Genomic DNA, 18261 nt, shown 5'->3' with positions numbered 1-18261 from the left:
CGATGCAAAAGCTGGCAAGAAACAGGGTTAGGAAACTTGAGGTGGCAGCTCTTGCCGAAGGGCCGGCAAGAGCCCGCATCCTGGCGGTGGACGACGATGAGCGCAATCTGCTGGCGATCAGCGAAGTGCTCGCGACTATCGGAGAGGTCATCTGCGCCCAATCGGGCGAAGAGGCTCTGCGCTTTCTGCTGAAAGAGGAGTTCGCCGTCATTCTCCTGGATGTCCTCATGCCAGGGTTGGACGGGTATGAAACGGCCGCACTTATCCGCCAGCGCGAGCAATCCAAGCGCACCCCAATCATCTTCTTGACCGCCATCAACAAGGAGGATGCGCATATGCTGCGCGGCTATGATGCCGGCGCGGTCGACTATGTGTTCAAGCCATTCGATCCGATCATGCTGCGTTCGAAAGTCGCGGTTTTCGTCGAACTCCACGAGAAGACGCTCGAGATCCAGCGCAAGGCGGAGGTCGAGCAGGGACTATTGGCGCAGGCGTTGCAGGCGCACAAGGACAAGCTTCAGGCCGAACGCGCGCTGCGCAGCGCCGAGCAACGGCAGGATGCCATCCTGAATTCGTTGCCGGTCTGCTTTCATGCTCGGGCAGCCGAGCCACCCTTCGCGGCGCGCTTTGTTACCGAGGGCGTCGAGCGCTTGACCGGCTTTGCGCCTGAATACCTGACATCGGATCCAGAGTTCGGTCTCAGCCGCGTTCATCCGGACGACCTGCCGCGATTGAGGGAAGCGCTGCTGGCGGCAAAAACCACCGGCTCCTATACGTGCGAGTTCCGCTGGCAATGCGCCAATGGCGAGTATCGCATCTTTCTCGACCAGGGCGTGATGTCGGACGGCTCAGATGGCCGTGAACCGGAAATTATCGGCACATTGCTTGACATCACCGAGCGGCGCGGTCTTGAGGATCAGCTGCTTCAATCCCAGCGCATCGACGCTATCGGCAAGCTAACCGGCGGCCTGGCGCATGATTTCAACAACCTGCTCGCCGCAATTCTCAGTGGGTTAGGGCTGCTTGAACGCCGAGCCACGTTGGATGATCAGGCGCAACAGGTACTCGACCTGACGCGGCGTTCTGCAAAACAAGGCGCTGACCTTGTGGCGCGAATGCTGGCATTCTCGCGGCGCCAGACCCTGAAGCCGGAAGCGGTGCGCCTTGCTGCGCTGGGCGACACGATGAATGGATTGGTGGCGCCCGTACTGGGGGGGTTGATCCGTTTCGACTGGCAGATCGATGACACGATCTGGCCGGTGCATGTCGATGCAGGCCAACTTGAATTGGCCCTGATGAATCTGGTTTTCAACGCGCGTGACGCCATGCCCTCTGGCGGGACAATAACCGTGCATGCGCAGAATCGATCGATCGGGACGCAAACAGAGGATATTCCGCCGGGCGACTATGTCTTGATCGCCGTGAAGGACACCGGATCCGGCATACCCCCCGATCTTGTCGCCAAGGTCGTCGAACCGTTCTTCACCACCAAGCCGGTCGGTAAGGGAACGGGCCTCGGCCTCAGCACGGTTTACGGCTTCATGAAGCAGTCAGGTGGGACACTTCGCATAGAAAGCGTCGTCAACCGCGGAACTACCATGCAACTCTGGCTGCCACGTTCGACCGAACAGCCGGTCGATCCTGTGGTGGAACCCGGCATTGAACGAGCGTTCGCCGATGCCGGAATGGAGCACCCATCAATCCTCCTGATCGACGACAGCCATGTTTTGCGGCAATTGACCGCCGAGTCCCTTCGCCAGCGTGGTTTCGAGGTGACCTGCGCGGGAGGAGGGGCGGAGGCGCTGGCCATGATGGAGCGCACTCCCGACGAGTTCGACGTCATTATCACCGATTTCGCCATGCCACTCGTATCCGGCGTCGACGTGATCCGCTTCGCGCGCAATTTGCGCTCGGACTGGCCAGCGGTCATGATCACGGGCTATGCCGATGCCCGGGAGATTGCCGATCGGCCGGCCGACGTGCCCTTGCTCGGCAAGCCCTTCCGGGACGAGGATCTGTTCGAAGCGATTTTCCTCGCGATAGAGAATGCGGCCCCCCAAAAGATCAAAACCGGCTAGCGCTTAGGGGTTGTCAACGGTCTGGCCACGTCGCAAAGGGCCGCATTCCTGATCGGCAATCTTGGTCATTCGCAACAGTCGGCGCTACCAGCGTTCCTCGGTGTCGCGGTCCGGTAGGTCTATTCCGCAGCACACCCAACCAAGGCGCTGCGCTGAACCATAGTTGTACCGAGGCTCCAGATTAGCCGGATCATCGAAGGTACCGACGTGCAGCGCGATCTCGGTTGGCGACGCGTCGTAGCAAAGGCTGAGCGGCGACCCGCATTCTGGGCAGAAGCCTCTTTGCGCGATCGGCGAAGACCTTCGATATGTTGGCGTTCCGGAATTCCAGGTCAGGCTTTGGCAGGGCATCCAGGCAAGAACTGCAAACGCGCTGCCGGTCGCTCGTCTGCACATATCGCAGTGGCAGTAGTGAACCCTCGGTTCGATCCCGGCGCTGAATCGGATCCTGCCACAGAGACATCCGCCCTTGATGGCCAAGGAGCCGGGTAGGCGCTTGCCAACCTCACGCATTAAGATCGATCAAGGCGGCGCCGAACGCTCCGATCGCAGTCAAAGAGGCACTGCCGAGGTTTTGGTCGGTTGCGAAGGCTGTCAGCTCGCCGACGCCTTCGTCGCCGAGGTCGAGCACGACGACGAAAATTCTTTGCCCGCTGACCTGATTAGCGAGCTTGGGTTTCATGGCGTTCCGAACCTGTTGCGGGGCAGTTAATGGGCATGGTGCTCGGCATTCCGCTTGCGGGTTGCCGCTGCCTTCTTTGCCGATTCCGATCGGCTTGCGGCTGACCGTGAAGCCGATGCCTTGCCGCCGCTTTTCCCACCCTTGTGGGCCGCGGGGTGTCCGGTGTGTTTACCACGACCCGAGCCGCCTTCTTTCTTGCCGCCGCCATCGTCCTTGTTGACGGTCGCCCATGCCCGGCGCTCGGATTCCTTCTCGGAAACACCGCGCTTCTCATAGCCTGCGGCAATGTGGTCGGCCTTGCGTTCCTGTTTGTCGCTGTATTTCGATTTGTCGCCTCGTGGCATGGTCGTTCTCCTGGCTCAATGATGTTTGAACGGGATGCCGGCGGGAGAGTTCCAAGCGGAAATTCAGAAAACTGAAAACGCGGGCGAGGATTTCGACCAACGCGGAGCGCTATTGCTCCGGAGCCGTGGCGGGTGCCGTGTAGCGGCGGCGCACGGCACCGATCACGCGTTTCTTGAAGCGACCGAGCACGGCAAGCGTCTCCCTGGAGACGACGTCGTCGCGTGCCGTCTACTCGGTAGCCCAATGCAATGAAATACGTTCCGCGACCTCAGTAGCCACCGACCACCGGCAGGATCTCTCCCGTGATGTAACTCGAGCAATGCGACGAGGCGAGGAACACGTAAGCCGGGGCAAGTTCTTCCGGTTGCGCTGGCCGTTTCATCGGCGTATCCGCGCCGAATTTCGAGACGTCGTCGGCTTCCTTGTCCGAAGGGTTGAGCGGCGTCCACACCGGACCTGGCGCGACCGCGTTTACCCGGATGCCCTTGCCGATCAGATTGCCCGAAAGCGCTCGCGTGAAGGCATGAATGCCGCCCTTGGTCATCGAATAGTCAACCAGTTGCTTGGAACCGTCGATGCCGGTCACCGAACCGGTATTGATGATCGCGGAGCCCGGCTCCATGTGCGGCACGCTCTCCTGCGCCATATGAAAATAGCCGTAAAGATTGGTCTTCAGCGTCGTGTCGAAATGTTCCTCGGTCAGGTCGTTGAAGTCACTGGAATGGATTTGGAAAGCGGCGTTGTTGACCAGCACGTCGATCCTGCCGAATTTTTCGACCGTCAGCGCCACGGCGTTGCGGCAATGCTCGCGTTCACTGACATCGGCTTTTATCAGTATGCAACGCCGGCCTTCCTTTTCGACGGCGTTTTTGGTCGCTTCGGCGTCCCTGTCTTCACTCAAGTATACGATCGCAATGTCGGCGCCCTCGCGGGCGAACAAGACTGCCACCGAACGGCCGATGCCGGAATCACCACCCGTGATAAGCGCTACCTTGTCGTCGAGTTTTTTCGATCCGAGGTAGTAAGGCGCATCGTAGAGCGGAGCGGGCTCGATCGCCCATTCATGCCCCGGTTTGGGTTGATGCTGCTCGGGAAAAGGCGGCTCGGGATATTTGCGGGCGCCGGCTTGCATCGCTTGTTGCATTTTGCCATTGCTCTTCGTCTCGTCTTTGGCGTCGATACCACGCTGGATATGGCGTTGCTTGGCGGCTTCAGCTGAAGTCTGCGACTTAGTCTGCATGGCTTTCTCCTGTGCTCGGAGAACGAACAACGCATGCCGGGCAAAAAAGTTTGCGCAAATATCTCGATCCCGAAAGGGCTCGCCATTGCGAACAGCCCGCGAGGAGCGTGGAGCATTGGTCGTCAATGAGACTGGAATTGCCATGCCGGTGGCGTTCAGACAAACACCACATTCATTACCCGCTCAAAGCACGCTCTTCTCAGAACCATAGGGTTTGGCAATGCGGACCATGCCTTTCGTCCGGAGGCGCTGGTATAAATAGAAAATCGTCATCAAGCCGATTGCTGTTCCAGCGCCAAGACACAGCGCGAGCAATAGTTCTGCACCGACACGAAACGCAAGCAGAGTAACGCCCGCCGCAGCGACGATGGCATTTATGAATGCGATCATAGTCGCTGCAGTGGTCAGGTACGCCAGGAGAGGCCCAGTACGAAGAGAAGGTTCGGCGTCATTTTCGGGCCAGCGCCCGAATTCCTTGGAAAACTGGAAGGCAGCCTCGTCGCCCAAAGTTCGATAGTAGGCTCTGATCCGGGCAATGCCGATATGGGCCTGCATGTTCTCAGCGGCGATGTCGACCAACCTCAAGACGGTAAAGGCACCCAGTAAAAAGACCGATGGCAGCACAACCGCGACAAACGGCAGGAAGAACTCGGAGGACTGCGTAACAAAGCCCGTTGCCACCAGAGCGCTCGACAGAGACATAATGTAGATGGTCGTTCGCGACGCCATTTCACTTATAGACGTGCTGATCGCTGTCTGCTGCACGAAATGCTCTGTCGTCAGGGCCGCGAGAAACGAAGCATCGGGTGTCGGCGTGTCAGCCATGGAGTATGCTCCTGTCGGGTAGACCTGAGTTTTTCTTCGATATAGTGCTTGCGAGGCTGGCCGCCACTGGATGCTCCCGACGTCTGACCCATGCCGGTTTTATTGTGCCATATCCAGCGAGCCCGCATCACCGATCAAAAAGGGCCGATCATGTGGTCAGCAGATGCTGGCCATATCGCAGGCGAAATGTCTGCCGTGTTCAATCTGTATGGCCTCCTGTTGGGGATCCGGGTCGATGCGCATTCGCGGCGCGGTTGCAGTTGGGAGCGGTTCTGCGGCGGCGCTGATGCGAGTTCGCGCATTCGTGGCAGCGGCCTCGAAACGAATTCGGTCCCTAGGCCGGCAACGCGAATTCACCCGCAAGTTCAATGGTGCGGGCTTGCGGGCCGACTTTTCGGTGGCGAAGCCCATGACCACGGTCCACCAGACTCATAAATCAGCAGCCCGGATCCTGCCTACTGCGGTATCGCCAGGCCCTGCCGCAATCCTGTCGCCACGACTGAGACCCTGAATTTTCCGGCGAGTGCCCGGTCGAATATGGCGCCGACGATGATGTCGGCGTCGGCGTCGACCTCCTCGCGGATACGGGTGGCGGCCTCATCGACTTCGAACAGCGTCATGTCCATGCCGCCCGAGATCGAGACCAGGACGCCCTTGGCGCCGATCATCGAGGCTTCGTCGAGAAGCGGGTTTGCTATCGCCGCTTCGGCGGCTTTCCTGGCGCGGTCCTCGCCCGTGGCTTCCCCGGTACCCATCATCGCGCGGCCCATGTCGCGCATCACCGACTTCACATCGGCGAAGTCGAGATTGATCAGCCCCTCCTTGACGATGAGATCGGTTATGCAGCCGACGCCGGAATAAAGGACGCGATCAGCCATGGCGAAGGCGTCCGCGAAAGTCGTCTTTGCGTCGGCGATCCTGAAGAGGTTCTGGTTCGGAATAACGATCACGGTATCGGCGCATTCGCGAAGCTGCTCGATGCCCTCTTCGGCGGCTTGCATGCGGCGCTTCCCTTCGAAGGTGAACGGCTTGGTGACGACGGCCACGGTCAGGATGCCGGCTGCCCGTGCAGCGTTCGCTATGACGGGCGCGGCACCGGTTCCAGTTCCGCCTCCCATGCCGGCGGTCACGAAGCACATATGGGTTCCCGCAAGGTGGTCCCTGATCTCGTCGATCGATTCCTCGGCTGCCGCGCGGCCGACCGCCGGCAGGGACCCGGCGCCCAAGCCTTCCGTGACATGGGCGCCCAGCTGGATCAGCCGCGATGCTTTCGACATGGTCAGTGCCTGGGCATCGGTATTGGCGACGATGAACTCCGCACCCTGCAAATTTTCGGCAATCATGTTGTTGACCGCGTTGCCGCCGCCACCGCCGACACCGATAACGGTTATCTTCGGCCGCATTTCCGAGATGACGGGCCTTGCCGCGGTGCTCATCGTCTTGTCTCCTTGGAATTGATCGATAAAAAAGTTCCCGGAACGCGCCGCTTGAACACGCCAGGTGCAAGAATCAGGTTCTATCGCCTTGGCACAGGGAATCAGAGGGTGAACTTTGCGGCAAGACAAGATGTGGGACTTGTACCATATACCCCTGAACGAGCCGACCTTTTGGACGAGTCTCCAGCCAATTTCCGGAATTGGCCCGGCTTCTGGCCAGCGAAAATCCACAATCCGGGATCCAACCCCTTCAAGCTTCACGCGCCCGCCTTACGCGCCAGAACCTTGAGAATCTGGCGGCCGATCGACGCCTGACGCTTAGCGGATCGGCATCTTGCCGCGAAACAACGGCTGATGGGCCCGCATCAGAGCGGCAATCCGGTCGGCAATCTTTCGTACTGGCGGGGAGTGGCGTTCCTCATGATGGGTGACGATCCACTGGTCGGTTTCGAGTTCGGGGATAGGCTGAGCGACGCGAACCAGCCGCGGATCGCTGTCGCCGACGAAACACGGAAACACGGAAAGGCCGGCGCCCGCGGCCACAAGTTCTCGCACCGAATGGGTGTTGTTGCCTCGCACGCCGATGCGGTCGCCGTGATGGGCTTGCAGCCAACGCGCCGAGGCGACGTTTGCTCCTTCGCCGGTGACGCCGACGAACAAGCCGGCAGCGATGCCGTTGATCAGGTGGCGTCCGGAATAAATGGCATACGCGACCTTGCCGCTCTGGCGGCCGGCCAGCCACTGTTCGGTTGGACGCTCGCTGCGGATGCCGATATCGGCGGCGCGGCGACCGATGTCGACCCGGTCGGTGGTGGTGACGAGTTCCACCCTGATGCCGTCATCGACCGTCCAGATTTCGCCGATATGGGCCGAAACGAAGGCCGAGGTCCAAGGCCCGGCCGAGACGCGGACAATGCGGTCGGGGAGGTTTCCCTCGCGCCAGCGGGTCAGCGACTGCATTGCTGCTTCGACGTCTTCGGCGCGCCGCAGCAGTTCTTCACCGACCGGGGTTAGCCGGTAGCCGGTCTGCTGACGTACGAACAGCGCTTCACCGATCTGCTTTTCGAGCGCGGTGACGCGTCGTCCGAGTGTGGCTGCGCTGAGGCGCGTGGTTGCCGTAGCCGCGCTCAGGCCACCCAGCCGCGCAACGTCGAGAAACAACCTCAGATCGTCCCAGCCAATATCCATTTTGCAGAAATGAAAAACTCCTTGCGACCGTGGCTGTAGCGCGAAGCGGCCATCACGCGCAAGTATATAGGCACTGGAAGCGCTTGATAATTCTGCCCTGGCGGGAAAATGACAGGCACCTCGGTTGGCCAGGCAGTCAGCGCAATCCGTTCGATCGTGCATACGCTTTGCGCGATTGTTTTGCGTTTTCGACCAATCCAAGAGCGTGGGTATCCCGCTCGCCAAGGAGACGATCATGTTGCATGAACTTCGACACCGTTTCGCCTGCTGGCTTGCCTATCGCCAGACGATCGCGAGCTTGAGGCGGCTTCCAGACAGCATATTGGCGGATGCGGGCCTTTCTCGCGAAGAGATCCGCGAGCGTGCCCGCGACGCCAGCCTGCGTCGCTGAGATTGGAGGCGACCATGCAGAATGGAGCCGGCGGCGAGTAGCAATCAGGCGTCGTCTCCTCACTGCTGAGCTGCGGCTAAATTGTGCCAATGCAGTGGCCATGCTTGATGCGGCCGCAGTTTCGCTCCACATCGAAAGGGATGAAGACCGAGACATCCGAGCGGCGGCGGACTTTGCTGTGGGCCTTGCCCGCCTCGCTGGTCCTGCACGCGCTTATCACTGCGTTCCTGGTCTACGGCCTGCCCGTTCCTGCCCAGCAGCCGCAGGAGGAGCAACCTATCAATGTCGCACTCGTGCCGCCGCCCGAACCACCAAAGCCGAAACCCGAAGCCAAAAGTCAGCCTGAAAAGAAGGTCGAAAAGTCGGTACCGGACAACCTGCCGTCAGAGAAAGTCCTGAAGCCTGCATTCCAGTTCGGTGACAAAGACACCGGCCCCAGGAAATCGCTGGATGGGAGAAGCGCTCAGGACCAAGCGTCGTCCACCGCCAAGGACAGCGAGCCCAAGCCGGCTGCCACGCCAACCGATGCGGAGAGCAGATCTGAACCGACGCCCGACGCTGCAAAGCCGGCGGAGCCAGCCAGCATCGATGAGAAGCCGGAAGCTGACAAACAGGAGGCGGGAGCTCCTGACGCCGACAGGCACGAATCGGCCGCTGCAACACCTTCGGCTGATGATGGCGGTGAGATCGAGCTTCCTGCGTCGGCTCAGGCGCCTGAGGCCAGACCCGACACTGCACCGAAACCCAGCCCGGCGAAGGCCGCGAAGCCGCCGCGCGCAAAGGCCGCAGAGCCAAACCCCACGGCCAACTCACTAGCGTATGCGGGGCTTCCGGGTGTTCGCAAGCTTTTTTCAAAAGGCGCTACCGGCGATCCCTTCGCAACGAACTCGATGGCCGACGTGCCACGGGGGCAACGCGTAGCCGACCTTTGCTCCAATCTTCTGGGTCAGCAACTGAACGACGCCGCTTATCGCCCCGTATTGCTCCCAAGCATTCCACTAGAGGTCGGCAATCTTCTGGACGCCCCGGATACCGCTTTTCGTACCGCGACGACTTGGTATCATGTGCGCTTTCACTGTGGGATCGACACCAATGCGACGCATGTGACGTCCTTCGCCTTCCGTATCGGAGCCGCCGCTTCACCCGAGGAAAGCGTTTTTCTGGATCGGGAGGCCCGTCGGCAGGGTTTTCGAGTGGGACCAGGCATGTAGCCGAAGGCAAGGGTCTCAAAACCCACGTATTGCGGGCAACAATCACCTCTTGAACGGCTGCATGCCGAATGCCGTTGCTGCCGGGCCTCAGCCCTTCACTGGATTGGCTTTGCGCCACTCCTCATATTCGCCGCGAGCATCGTCGTGCAGCGGATAGTAGCGCTGCAGCGGGGCGCCCTGCATGAGCTTCTCGCGCGAGAACTCCTCCCAATCGTGATGTTTTTTCGATTCTTCAATTACCTTTGCCGCCATTGCGACGGGAAGCACAACCGCCCCGTCGTCGTCTGCGATGATAATGTCGCCCGGGATCACCGTGACACCACCACAGGCTATCGGAACGTTGACGGCGTTCGGATAGATGCTGGTTTGCACATGGTAGTTGGGCGTCCAGCCGCGCAGCCATAAAGGCAGATCGAGCTTTTCGACATTCGGCCGGTCGCGCATACATCCGTCGATGACGATGCCCGCGCCGCCTCTGCCCTTGAAATATGTCGACATCATATCGCCGAAGACGCCCGAGCTCATGTCGCCGCGCGCGTCGACGACCACCACATCGCCTTCCTGCGCGTGATAGAGCACGTGCCGGTGCAGTTGCGTTTCCGGGTCGGCGTATTCTCCCTCGCTGAAGAGGTCCGGCCGCTGCGGCAGGAACTGCAGCGTCAGCGCCGGCCCGACGATCGACTTCCCACGGTTCTGCGCCACCGGACCGACCATGTGGGGATTGCGGAAACCCATATGGCCAAGCGTGCCGGCAACCGTCGCGGCGCCGATTTCCCTCAGGGCGTCAATGAGGTCTTTGGGCGGCCGCGTGATGTCAGGGGTATGCGTCATTGTGGACTCCGGTTCAATTGGGACTACCAGTTCGTAACAGACCCGTCGCGGCGCCTGAGGTGAGGCGCTTCCCAGAAACGAAAAGCCTCCGCCCGGACCGCCGCTTCGTTGACCTCGACGCCGAGCCCCGGCAGGTCGCTGACCGGATAGTCGGGACCGTCGAGCCGTGGCTGCACGGGGAAGAAGTCGGAATTGTCGAAGCCCAGCTTCGTCTCGGGTTCCCTGGTCTCGAGCCACGCGAAGTTGGGTACAGCGGCGGCGAGATGCAGGGTCGCGGCCGTGCACACCGGACCAAGCGGATTGTGCGGCATCAGGTCGACATAATGCGCCTCGCTCCAGCCAGCGACCTTCATCGCCTCGGTGAGCCCGCCGACATTGCAGACATCGAGCCGGTTGAACTGATGGATGCCGCGCTCGATGTAGGGCAGGAACTGCCACTTGCTGGCAAATTCCTCGCCGATGGCAAAGGGAATGTCGGTCATCCTGCGCAGGGATTCGTAGGCTTCAGGTGTCTCGTCGCGGATCGGCTCCTCGAGAAAATCAAGCACGCCGCGGCCGAGCTTGTTGCAGAAGCTCGCCGCCTCTGCCACCGACAGCCGATGATGATAGTCGATGCCGAGGACGACGTCGTCGCCCAGCGCCTCGCGCGCCTTGTTCAGCATGCTCGCGGTAGCGCCGATCGACTCGCGGGGTTCGAAGATGTCCCTGCTGCTTTGCCCTACGGGGAAGAAGCGGATCGCCTGCCACCCCCGTGCGCGCAGCTCCCGGGCTCGTTCGATGGCGACGTCGCCCTCGGCCTCGTCTCCGGTCGAGGCGAAGGTGGGGATGCGGTCGCGCTGCTTGCCGCCCAGCAGTTCGTAGACAGGCACCCCCAGCGCCTTGCCCTTGATGTCGTGCAGGGCGATGTCGATGGCGGAAATCGCCGCCTGCAGAACGCGCCCGCCTTCGAAGTACTGGCTGCGATATGCCTCCTGCCAGATCCGCCCGATCTGCATCGGGTCACGGCCGATGAGAAACTCGCGAAAATGCTCGACCGCGCCGGCAACGGCCTTTTCGCGCCCGCTCAAGCCGCTCTCGCCCCAGCCGAAGACGCCCTGGTCGGTCTCGATCTTGACGAGCATCTGATTACGCGTTCCAACCCATACAGGATAGGGTTTGATCGCGGTGATCTTAAGCTTTTCAGTCATCCCCAACGTTCCCAATGAACCCCGTCTTGTCTCAGCCGGCCTTGAGGGCCAGTTCAGTTTCGCCATCGAACAGATGCAGCCGCTCCTGGTCGAACTCGAGCCAGATCTGCTCGTCAGGTGCGACGGCGATGTTGGGGGACACGCTGATGTTGACGATGGCGCCTGACAGCAACGCCTGCACGAAGGTGACGTCTCCGGTCGGCTCCACTGTATAGGCCCTGGCCGGGACGCTGCCTGGCACCGCGCTCTTGTGGAGCCTGATGTTCGAGTGACGTGCGCCGAGCACGACTTTCCTCGACGTTGCCTTCGCAACCTTCCGGGCGTTGAGCGGCGAGAGCTCAAGGCTCCAGCCCTCCGCGCCGGTCAACGCAGTGTTGCCGTTTGCTGTCGATGCCTCCAGTGGAACAAGGCTCATCGCCGGGCTGCCGATGAAGCTGGCGACGAACATGTTCACCGGATGGGCAAAGACCTGCGCCGGAGAATCGTATTGCAACAGGTAGCCGCCGTTCATCACCGCCATCTTGTCGGCCATGGTCACGGCTTCGAGCTGGTCGTGCGTGACATAGATGATGGTCGCCTTGAGGTCCTGGTGGAAGCGCTTGATCTCCGAGCGCATCTGGACCCGCAGTTTGGCGTCGAGGTTGGAGAGCGGCTCGTCCATGAGGAAAACGGCAGGGTCGCGGACGAGGGCGCGCCCCAAGGCGACACGTTGCTGCTGCCCGCCTGAAAGTTCGCGCGGCTTGCGCTCGAGCAGGTGCGTCATGTCGAGCACGCGCGCCGCTTCCTTGACCTTCCTGTCGATCTCGTCCCTGGGCAGCTTGCGCATCTGCAGCGGGAACGCCAGGTTCTTGTAGACCGATTTCTGCGGGTAGAGCGCGTAGTTCTGGAACACCATCGCGATGTCCCGGTCCTTGGGGTCGAGGTCGTTCACCACGCGGTCGCCGATGACGATGTCGCCCGATGTGACCGGGATCAATCCCGCGACAAGATTGAGCGTGGTTGTCTTGCCGCAGCCCGAAGGGCCGACGAGCGCAACGAACTCGCCGTCATTGACCGTCAGCGAAACGTCGTTGACAGCTTTGAAGCCGCCATAGGTCTTGACGAGATCTCTCAGGACCACGTGGGCCATCGGCAACTCCCTACGGCATGATGCCGAAAAGTGTGAAGCGGTTTTCGGACGACATCATGCTCTATCTCTTTGATTTAGAGGCGCATTCAGATTTCAGGTCGAACAGACCTGAAATCATCCGGCTCTAGTGTTTGACCGCACCTTCTGTAAGGGCGCGTACGAAGTATCGTTGCAGGAGGAGGAACAGCACCACGACGGGCACGCTCATCATGAAGCTGGCCGCCATCAGGCCCGGAAAGTCCGTCGTATTCTCCGAGAAGAAACGCTGTATGCCGACCGGCAGGGTCAACTGCTCGTTCTTGGAAAGGAAGGTGTAGGCATAGATGTACTCGTTCCAGGCGCCAATGAAGGAATAGATCGCGGTGGCGATGATACCGGGCGTCGACAGAGGCATCACGATCAGGATGAAGGCCTGGAACCGGGTCGCCCCATCGATCCGCGCCGCCTGCTCGAGCTGCACCGGAAGGTTGTCGTAAAAGCCCTTGAGCAGCCAGATCGCCAGCGGCAGGCCGAAGGTGAGATAGGTGAGAATGAGCGAGCCATGCGTGTTCACCAGCCCGATCGCGCGCATCAGGATGAAGAGCGGCACGAGAAAGATCACCGCCGGGAACATGTTGCGCAAAAGCACGGTGAAGAACAGGAAGTTTCGACCGGGGAAACGAAAGCGCGAAAAGGCGTAGGCCGCAGGAACGGCCACGATCACCGAAAGGATTGTGGTGACGGTCGACACGTAGAGGCTGTTCCAGAAAAAACGCAGGAAGTCCTGGCCGACGCTGTTTTGCGGATCGAGCAGCTTTTGGTAGCTGGCCAGGGTAGGCTCTTCCGGCCACCATTGCGGTGGGAACTGCATCGCCGCGAAGCCGGACTTGATCGAGGTGATCAGCATCCAGATCATCGGCAACGCGGTGTAAAGCAGCATGAACACGAGGAAGATGCGCCCGGCCCAACGCCATCCGTCGATGCGCATGCGGCGCCGGGCCGGACGTCGAGGGACTGTCTCGACGATCGTGCTCATGCGCTCCCCTCGTTGCGCTCGTTGCCGGCCAGCGCACGGACGTAGAAGTAGCCCAGCACCATCAGCATGAGGAACAGGAGTACCGAATAGGCCGATGCGACGCCCCATCGCTGCCGGCCGAAGGCGAGCTCATAAATGTGGGTGATCCAGATGTGCGAAGCGTTCGACGGCCCGCCACCGGTCATGATCCACGGGATGATGAAGGAATTGAAATTGGCCACTGCGAGCAGCAGGATCGTCACCGTCGAGACGTTGCGCAGATGCGGGAAGGTGACGTGCCAGAAACGCTGCCATGCATTGGCCCCGTCGACTTCCGCGGCGCGCAACAACTGGTCGGGGACCGTCTGCAAACCGGCCATCATCATGATCATGGCAAACGGAAACTCGCGCCAGATATTGACGACAATCAAGGAGGGCAGCACCGTGCTGACGTTGTCGATGAAGTTCGGCGGCCGGTCAGCCAATCCGAGGCCGACCAGCACCGCGCCGATGATGCCGAAGTCCGAATGGTAGATCCACTTCCAGATATAGGAGGCGGCAACCGCGCTGATGACCCAGGGAATGATCAGGATAGCGCGCAGGACACCCCGGCCGATAAACTCGCGGTGGAGGGCCAGCGCGGCGGCAAATCCCAAGGCAAAGGCAACGAAGGTAGATGCGATCGTCCAGATCAGGGTGTTCAAGGTGACTTTCCAGAACACCTGACTGGTGAGGATGGCCGTGTAGTTGTCCAATCCGATGAAGGTCTTGTCGCGGAGCTGCAGGCCAGGCGGCGTCTTAAAGAACGACAGCTCGACCGTGTAGTAGATCGGATAGGCGATGACGATGAGCATCACGGCGATCGCTGGAAGCACGTATGCGTAGTCGGCGCGATGCTCCCAGATATTCCGCAGCATGCCGGAGCTACCGGGTTGCAATCTTCGGCGAGCCTCGGCCTTGCCGGTCACGATCGTCACGATGGCGTGCCCTTGTTGTTAGGAGCAAACCGGCTGCACGCACTGTCGGCACAGCCGGTCGGATCGCAGGTCAGGCCCGGACTAGAGTCCGTCCATCAGGTTCTTCACCTTCTCGGCCGCGTCGTCCGCTGCCTGGTCGACGGTCATCGCTCCGGTCAGGGCGTTCTGCAGCATGTCCGGGACGATGATATTCATGATCTCGGGCGATTGCGGCAGCGCCGGGAACGGAATGCCGTATGGCAACATCGAGGTGGTGACATCGAGGAACTTGATGTTGTCCAGACGTTCCTTCATCCATTTGGTCTTGAAGCCGTTGAGGTTGCCCGGGTTCGAGCCGGCATACGCCATCTTCAACGACCATTCAGGGCTCGTCCACATGCAGATGATGGCCTTTGCGGCCGGCTCGTCCACCTTGCCGCCCTCGACATATTCGGGCTTCAGGATGTGAATGTTCGAGCCGCCAAACACGACGGCCCGCTTGCCGTCGGGGCCGGTCGGAATCAGGCCATAGCGCATGTTGTCGATGACAGTCTGCGCCTTGTCCTTGTCGGCGCCCGTTGCCTTCTTCTGCAGGTCGAGCATGACGTTATAGTCGGACGGGTGCGAGACCATCATGCCGAGTTGGCCGGCGACGAACAGGGGCTGGTTATCGGCCTGCTGGTTGGTGAGGGCCGAAACCGGAACCGACTTGTCGCGAACATACATGTCGTAGGAGGCTTGCAACGCCGCCTTGCTCTGCGGGCTATTGAGCTCGACCTCCTTATAGGTCGGGTTCGCGGAGGCTTCGTCGAAGACACCGCCGCCATAGGCCCATAGTTGCGGCATGAAGCGGTACGGCGTGTTGCCGGCGTTCTTGCGCGCCACGAGGCCGTAGCCGGCTATGCCGAGCTTGTCATGGATCTGCTTGGAATATTTGACGACGTCGTCCCAGGTAGCCGGAGCCTTGTCCGGATCGAGGCCCGCACGCTTGAAAATGTCGGCGTTCCAGATGAACGCCATCGTCTCATTGTTGGTGGGAATGCCGTAGGTCACGCCATCCCAGGTTACCGCCTTCATGGCGCCGGGCCAGAAATCCTCTGTGGGATAGCCCACATCTTCCGGCTTGAGCGGCTGCAGATAACCCTTCGAGGCGAACTCGGTTCCGCCCAGGATTTGCAGGCGGACCGCCATCGGCGCGGCATTGCCCAGCAGCGCCGTGCGGAACTTGTCGAGAAGGTCGTTGTAGGTGAGGGCCTGATCCTCGAGCTGGATGTTCGGATAGGTCTTGCGGAAGGTCTCGAAGAAATCCTTGTAGTACTGACGCAGCAGGTCGGGGTCGCCCTCGAACACGCCCTGATACCAGAACGTCAGTCGCCCCTTGTAGTCGAGCGGAGTGACCTTGCCGCAATCGGCGGCCGTGTCGAAATCCTGTGTGCCGGCGATGGAGCGCACATATTCCGGCGACCACTTGCTCAAATCGACTGGCGGCGAACCCAGCGCCGATCCCGACATGAGCGACGCCATCAAAGCAGTGGCGACAGTGCCGCGCAGGACGGCACCGCCGAGTGTAATCCTCGTCATAGTATCCTCCCAGATTCTCCCATGCCGCTGTGCGCCAAGGGGCTCGTCCGACCGTGCGGGATGCGTCCTTCTGCTCAATGTATCCCTTCGATCATCTGGTACGTTTTCAGATCGTGGATTGCCTGTCAACGCACCCGATCGTACATTGTTTGCAAAACGCGTGTATGATATCGAGCATGCGATGTACTAATCGGGGGAGCCGGCTTTGGCCGAAACAAGTGATTTCAAAGCAGAGCCACCCGTGGGGATTGATCCCATCGGGGCGTCCAGCGAGGGCGCCTCGCTTTATGAGCTGATCCGGGAAGACATCATCGAGGGACGGCTCGCCGCCAACGAACGGCTTGTGGTCACCGATCTCGCCCGGCGTCACGGCACCTCGACCAACCCCGTACGCGAGGCGCTGCAGCTGTTGCGAGGGGAGGGCTTCGTCACCTTTGTCGCCAACCGTGGCGCGCGCGTCCGGCCCATAGACCAGGATTTTGTCCGGGATATCTACGAGATCGGAGTCCTGATCGAGCCGGCCCTGACGCGATGGTTCGTGAACATGGCGACCGGCGAGGACATCGCCGAACTCGAACGCATCCAGGCTCTGATCGAAGAGAACAACTTCACCGACACATTGCGGCACAGTGAACTGGATACCGCCTTCCACACCGTGATGTACCAGCGCCACTACAACCGCCATGCCGCCGAGCTTTGGTGGAAGCATCGCGAAGTGCTGCGAGCCGTGAGCCGGCGTTTCAATTTCACGCTCGCGCGGCGGGCCGCCATTATGCGTGAACACCGCGAGCTCATCGCGCATATCAGAGCGGGAAATGCCGACGAGGCGGCCGAACTCATTTCCCGCCATGTCGAGGGTTCCGGTCGGCACGTCCTCGAACAGATGCGTGCGCGCAATGCCGCTCGGGCCGGATAGAGTTTCCAGCCCAGAACATCATTGGTCCAGCCATCAGACAGAGGTAGTTGAGAGATGAAAATCACGAGCGTTCGGCCGTGGCTGATCAAGTCCGATGCTTCCTATTGGGGAGAGTTCCTGTTCGTCGAGGTGACGACCGACGAAGGGGTGAGTGGCTGGGGGGAAATCACCACCACCACAAGGCTCGCCAACCGCGCGCTGTGCACGATCCTGCGGCAGATCGGTGTTGCCGTCACAGGTGAGGATCCGGTGCGCATCGAGCATCTCTGGCACAAGATTTTCCGCAGCTTCACCTATATGGGCAGCCGCGGCGCCGCAGTCGAATGCGTGAGCGCTATCGACATAGCGCTCTGGGACATTCGCGGCAAAGTTCTAGGCAAGCCGATCTACGAGCTGCTGGGCGGACCGGTGCGCGATGAAATCGCGCTCTATACCCATCCCAACCAGGCCAAGTTTACCAGCAAGGAGGCTGTGGTCCGCGAAATTCGAGACATCGTCGAATCCGGACACACCGGGCTGAAGTTCGATCCTTTCCCCCACCAGGGCCGCATCGCCGATGGCTTGGCGCGCGAACAGCGGGACGGCTACCTCGATGGCAGCATGACCCGCAAGGACGAGCGCGAGGCTGCCGAACTAACGGCTTTGATCCGTGAAACGGCGGGGCCCGATGTCGACATTCTCATCGACGCGCATGGCCGCTTCGACGTCCCCACCGCCATTCGCCTCTGCCGAAGCCTCGAGGAAGCCGGCCAGATCGACTGGTTCGAGGAGCCATGCCCGCCAGAAAGCCTCAATGCTCTCAAGCAAGTGCGTGAGAAGGTCAGTGCCGCCATCTCGTGGGGCGAGCGCGGCCACACCAAATGGGATTTCGTGCCGGTGCTCGAGAACAGGCTTGCGGACTACATCATGCCGGACGTTACCTGGACCGGCGGCATTACCGAACTGAAGAAGATTTCCGCCCTGTGCGAAGCCTACTACATCCCGGTCTCGCCCCATGACGCCGCGGGACCGATCAATGTGGTTGCGGGAGCGCAGGTGATGATGACGGTTCCCAACTTCTACAAGCTCGAAACGTCGGAGTGGAACCTGGACAAATATAATCACCTCATCGACGAGCCACTCGATGTCTCGAACGGCAGCCTCAAGCTGGCGTCGAAGCCGGGTCTCGGTGTCGAGATGAACCGAGACTACCTGCAGGCCCACGAGATAGAGCTTGGCTAGCAACGCTTATGCAGGCCGGGGGTGCGGGGCGCCACCAATCAGAACGAGGA

18 protein-coding genes are annotated in these 18261 nt (G+C 60.7%); 5 read left to right on the top strand and 13 right to left on the bottom strand.

Annotated elements, in window-relative coordinates:
• The first annotated feature begins 2 nt into the window (after nt 1-2).
• Nucleotides 3-2078, top strand: coding sequence for a PAS domain-containing hybrid sensor histidine kinase/response regulator (locus NKI46_RS14045; RefSeq protein WP_023739531.1), 2076 nt, complete (start codon nt 3-5; stop codon nt 2076-2078).
• An 84-nt stretch (nt 2079-2162) separates the two neighbouring features.
• Here the strand turns inward: NKI46_RS14045 and NKI46_RS14040 are convergent, their stop codons facing one another.
• From NKI46_RS14040 to NKI46_RS14010, 7 genes are all read right to left on the bottom strand, one after another.
• The gene (locus tag NKI46_RS14040; protein WP_084014358.1) at nt 2163-2591 is read right to left on the bottom strand and encodes a GFA family protein; all 429 of its coding nucleotides are present in this window, start codon (nt 2589-2591) and stop codon (nt 2163-2165) included.
• Nucleotides 2584-2760 carry a PCC domain-containing protein gene (locus tag NKI46_RS14035; RefSeq protein WP_023739530.1) on the bottom strand — a complete coding sequence of 59 codons (177 nt, stop codon included), beginning with the start codon at nt 2758-2760 and terminating at the stop codon, nt 2584-2586. The genes NKI46_RS14040 and NKI46_RS14035 overlap by 8 nt, the downstream gene beginning before the upstream one ends.
• Before the next feature lie 26 nt (nt 2761-2786).
• Nucleotides 2787-3104, bottom strand: coding sequence for a hypothetical protein (locus tag NKI46_RS14030; RefSeq protein WP_023687854.1), 318 nt, complete (start codon nt 3102-3104; stop codon nt 2787-2789).
• A gap of 269 nt (nt 3105-3373) precedes the next feature.
• Nucleotides 3374-4345: an SDR family oxidoreductase gene (locus tag NKI46_RS14025; RefSeq protein WP_023687856.1), complete on the bottom strand. Its 972-nt coding sequence runs from the start codon at nt 4343-4345 to the stop codon at nt 3374-3376.
• Nucleotides 4346-4528: 183 nt separating this feature from the next.
• Nucleotides 4529-5170, bottom strand: a complete 642-nt coding sequence (locus tag NKI46_RS14020; protein ID WP_023702102.1) for a hypothetical protein — start codon at nt 5168-5170, stop codon at nt 4529-4531.
• A gap of 455 nt (nt 5171-5625) precedes the next feature.
• Nucleotides 5626-6606, bottom strand: a complete 981-nt coding sequence (gene ftsZ, locus NKI46_RS14015) for a cell division protein FtsZ (protein WP_031193049.1) — start codon at nt 6604-6606, stop codon at nt 5626-5628.
• 318 nt (nt 6607-6924) lie between these two features.
• The gene (locus NKI46_RS14010; RefSeq protein WP_023748088.1) at nt 6925-7794 is read right to left on the bottom strand and encodes a LysR family transcriptional regulator; all 870 of its coding nucleotides are present in this window, start codon (nt 7792-7794) and stop codon (nt 6925-6927) included.
• Between the two features lie 235 nt (nt 7795-8029).
• Between NKI46_RS14010 and NKI46_RS14005 the strand changes: the two genes are divergently transcribed.
• Complete coding sequence (locus tag NKI46_RS14005) at nt 8030-8185, top strand: YjiS-like domain-containing protein (protein ID WP_023739527.1); 156 nt, start codon at nt 8030-8032, stop codon at nt 8183-8185.
• Between the two features lie 140 nt (nt 8186-8325).
• Nucleotides 8326-9396, top strand: a complete 1071-nt coding sequence (locus tag NKI46_RS14000) for a DUF930 domain-containing protein (RefSeq protein ID WP_023739526.1) — start codon at nt 8326-8328, stop codon at nt 9394-9396.
• An 87-nt stretch (nt 9397-9483) separates the two neighbouring features.
• Here NKI46_RS14000 and NKI46_RS13995 read toward each other — a convergent pair whose 3' ends face one another.
• The 6 genes from NKI46_RS13995 to NKI46_RS13970 form a co-directional block, all read right to left on the bottom strand.
• Entirely contained in the window at nt 9484-10227 is a 744-nt protein-coding gene (locus NKI46_RS13995; RefSeq protein ID WP_023739525.1) for a ribonuclease activity regulator RraA, read from the bottom strand.
• Between the two features lie 23 nt (nt 10228-10250).
• A complete protein-coding gene (locus tag NKI46_RS13990) occupies nt 10251-11414 on the bottom strand; it encodes a mandelate racemase/muconate lactonizing enzyme family protein (RefSeq protein ID WP_352562396.1) in 1164 nt (387 codons plus the stop codon).
• Nucleotides 11415-11445: 31 nt separating this feature from the next.
• Nucleotides 11446-12543 carry an ABC transporter ATP-binding protein gene (locus NKI46_RS13985; RefSeq protein ID WP_352746646.1) on the bottom strand — a complete coding sequence of 366 codons (1098 nt, stop codon included), beginning with the start codon at nt 12541-12543 and terminating at the stop codon, nt 11446-11448.
• A 124-nt stretch (nt 12544-12667) separates the two neighbouring features.
• Nucleotides 12668-13558, bottom strand: coding sequence for a carbohydrate ABC transporter permease (locus NKI46_RS13980; RefSeq protein WP_352746643.1), 891 nt, complete (start codon nt 13556-13558; stop codon nt 12668-12670).
• Complete coding sequence (locus NKI46_RS13975; protein ID WP_023733177.1) at nt 13555-14514, bottom strand: carbohydrate ABC transporter permease; 960 nt, start codon at nt 14512-14514, stop codon at nt 13555-13557. Before NKI46_RS13975 ends, NKI46_RS13980 begins: the two co-directional genes overlap by 4 nt.
• An 81-nt stretch (nt 14515-14595) precedes the next feature.
• Nucleotides 14596-16074, bottom strand: coding sequence for an ABC transporter substrate-binding protein (locus tag NKI46_RS13970; protein WP_023668101.1), 1479 nt, complete (start codon nt 16072-16074; stop codon nt 14596-14598).
• Nucleotides 16075-16279: 205 nt separating this feature from the next.
• Between NKI46_RS13970 and NKI46_RS13965 the strand changes: the two genes are divergently transcribed.
• Nucleotides 16280-16990 (top strand): GntR family transcriptional regulator, encoded by a 711-nt coding sequence (locus NKI46_RS13965; protein ID WP_023739522.1) that lies wholly within the window; start codon nt 16280-16282, stop codon nt 16988-16990.
• A 54-nt stretch (nt 16991-17044) separates the two neighbouring features.
• Entirely contained in the window at nt 17045-18211 is a 1167-nt protein-coding gene (locus tag NKI46_RS13960; protein ID WP_023752135.1) for a mandelate racemase/muconate lactonizing enzyme family protein, read from the top strand.
• The last annotated feature ends 50 nt before the right edge of the window (nt 18212-18261 follow it).

The organism is Mesorhizobium sp. M0615 (assembly GCF_040320805.1).
GTDB lineage: Bacteria > Pseudomonadota > Alphaproteobacteria > Rhizobiales > Rhizobiaceae > Mesorhizobium.
This window is presented reverse-complemented; position numbering and strand designations above follow the sequence as displayed.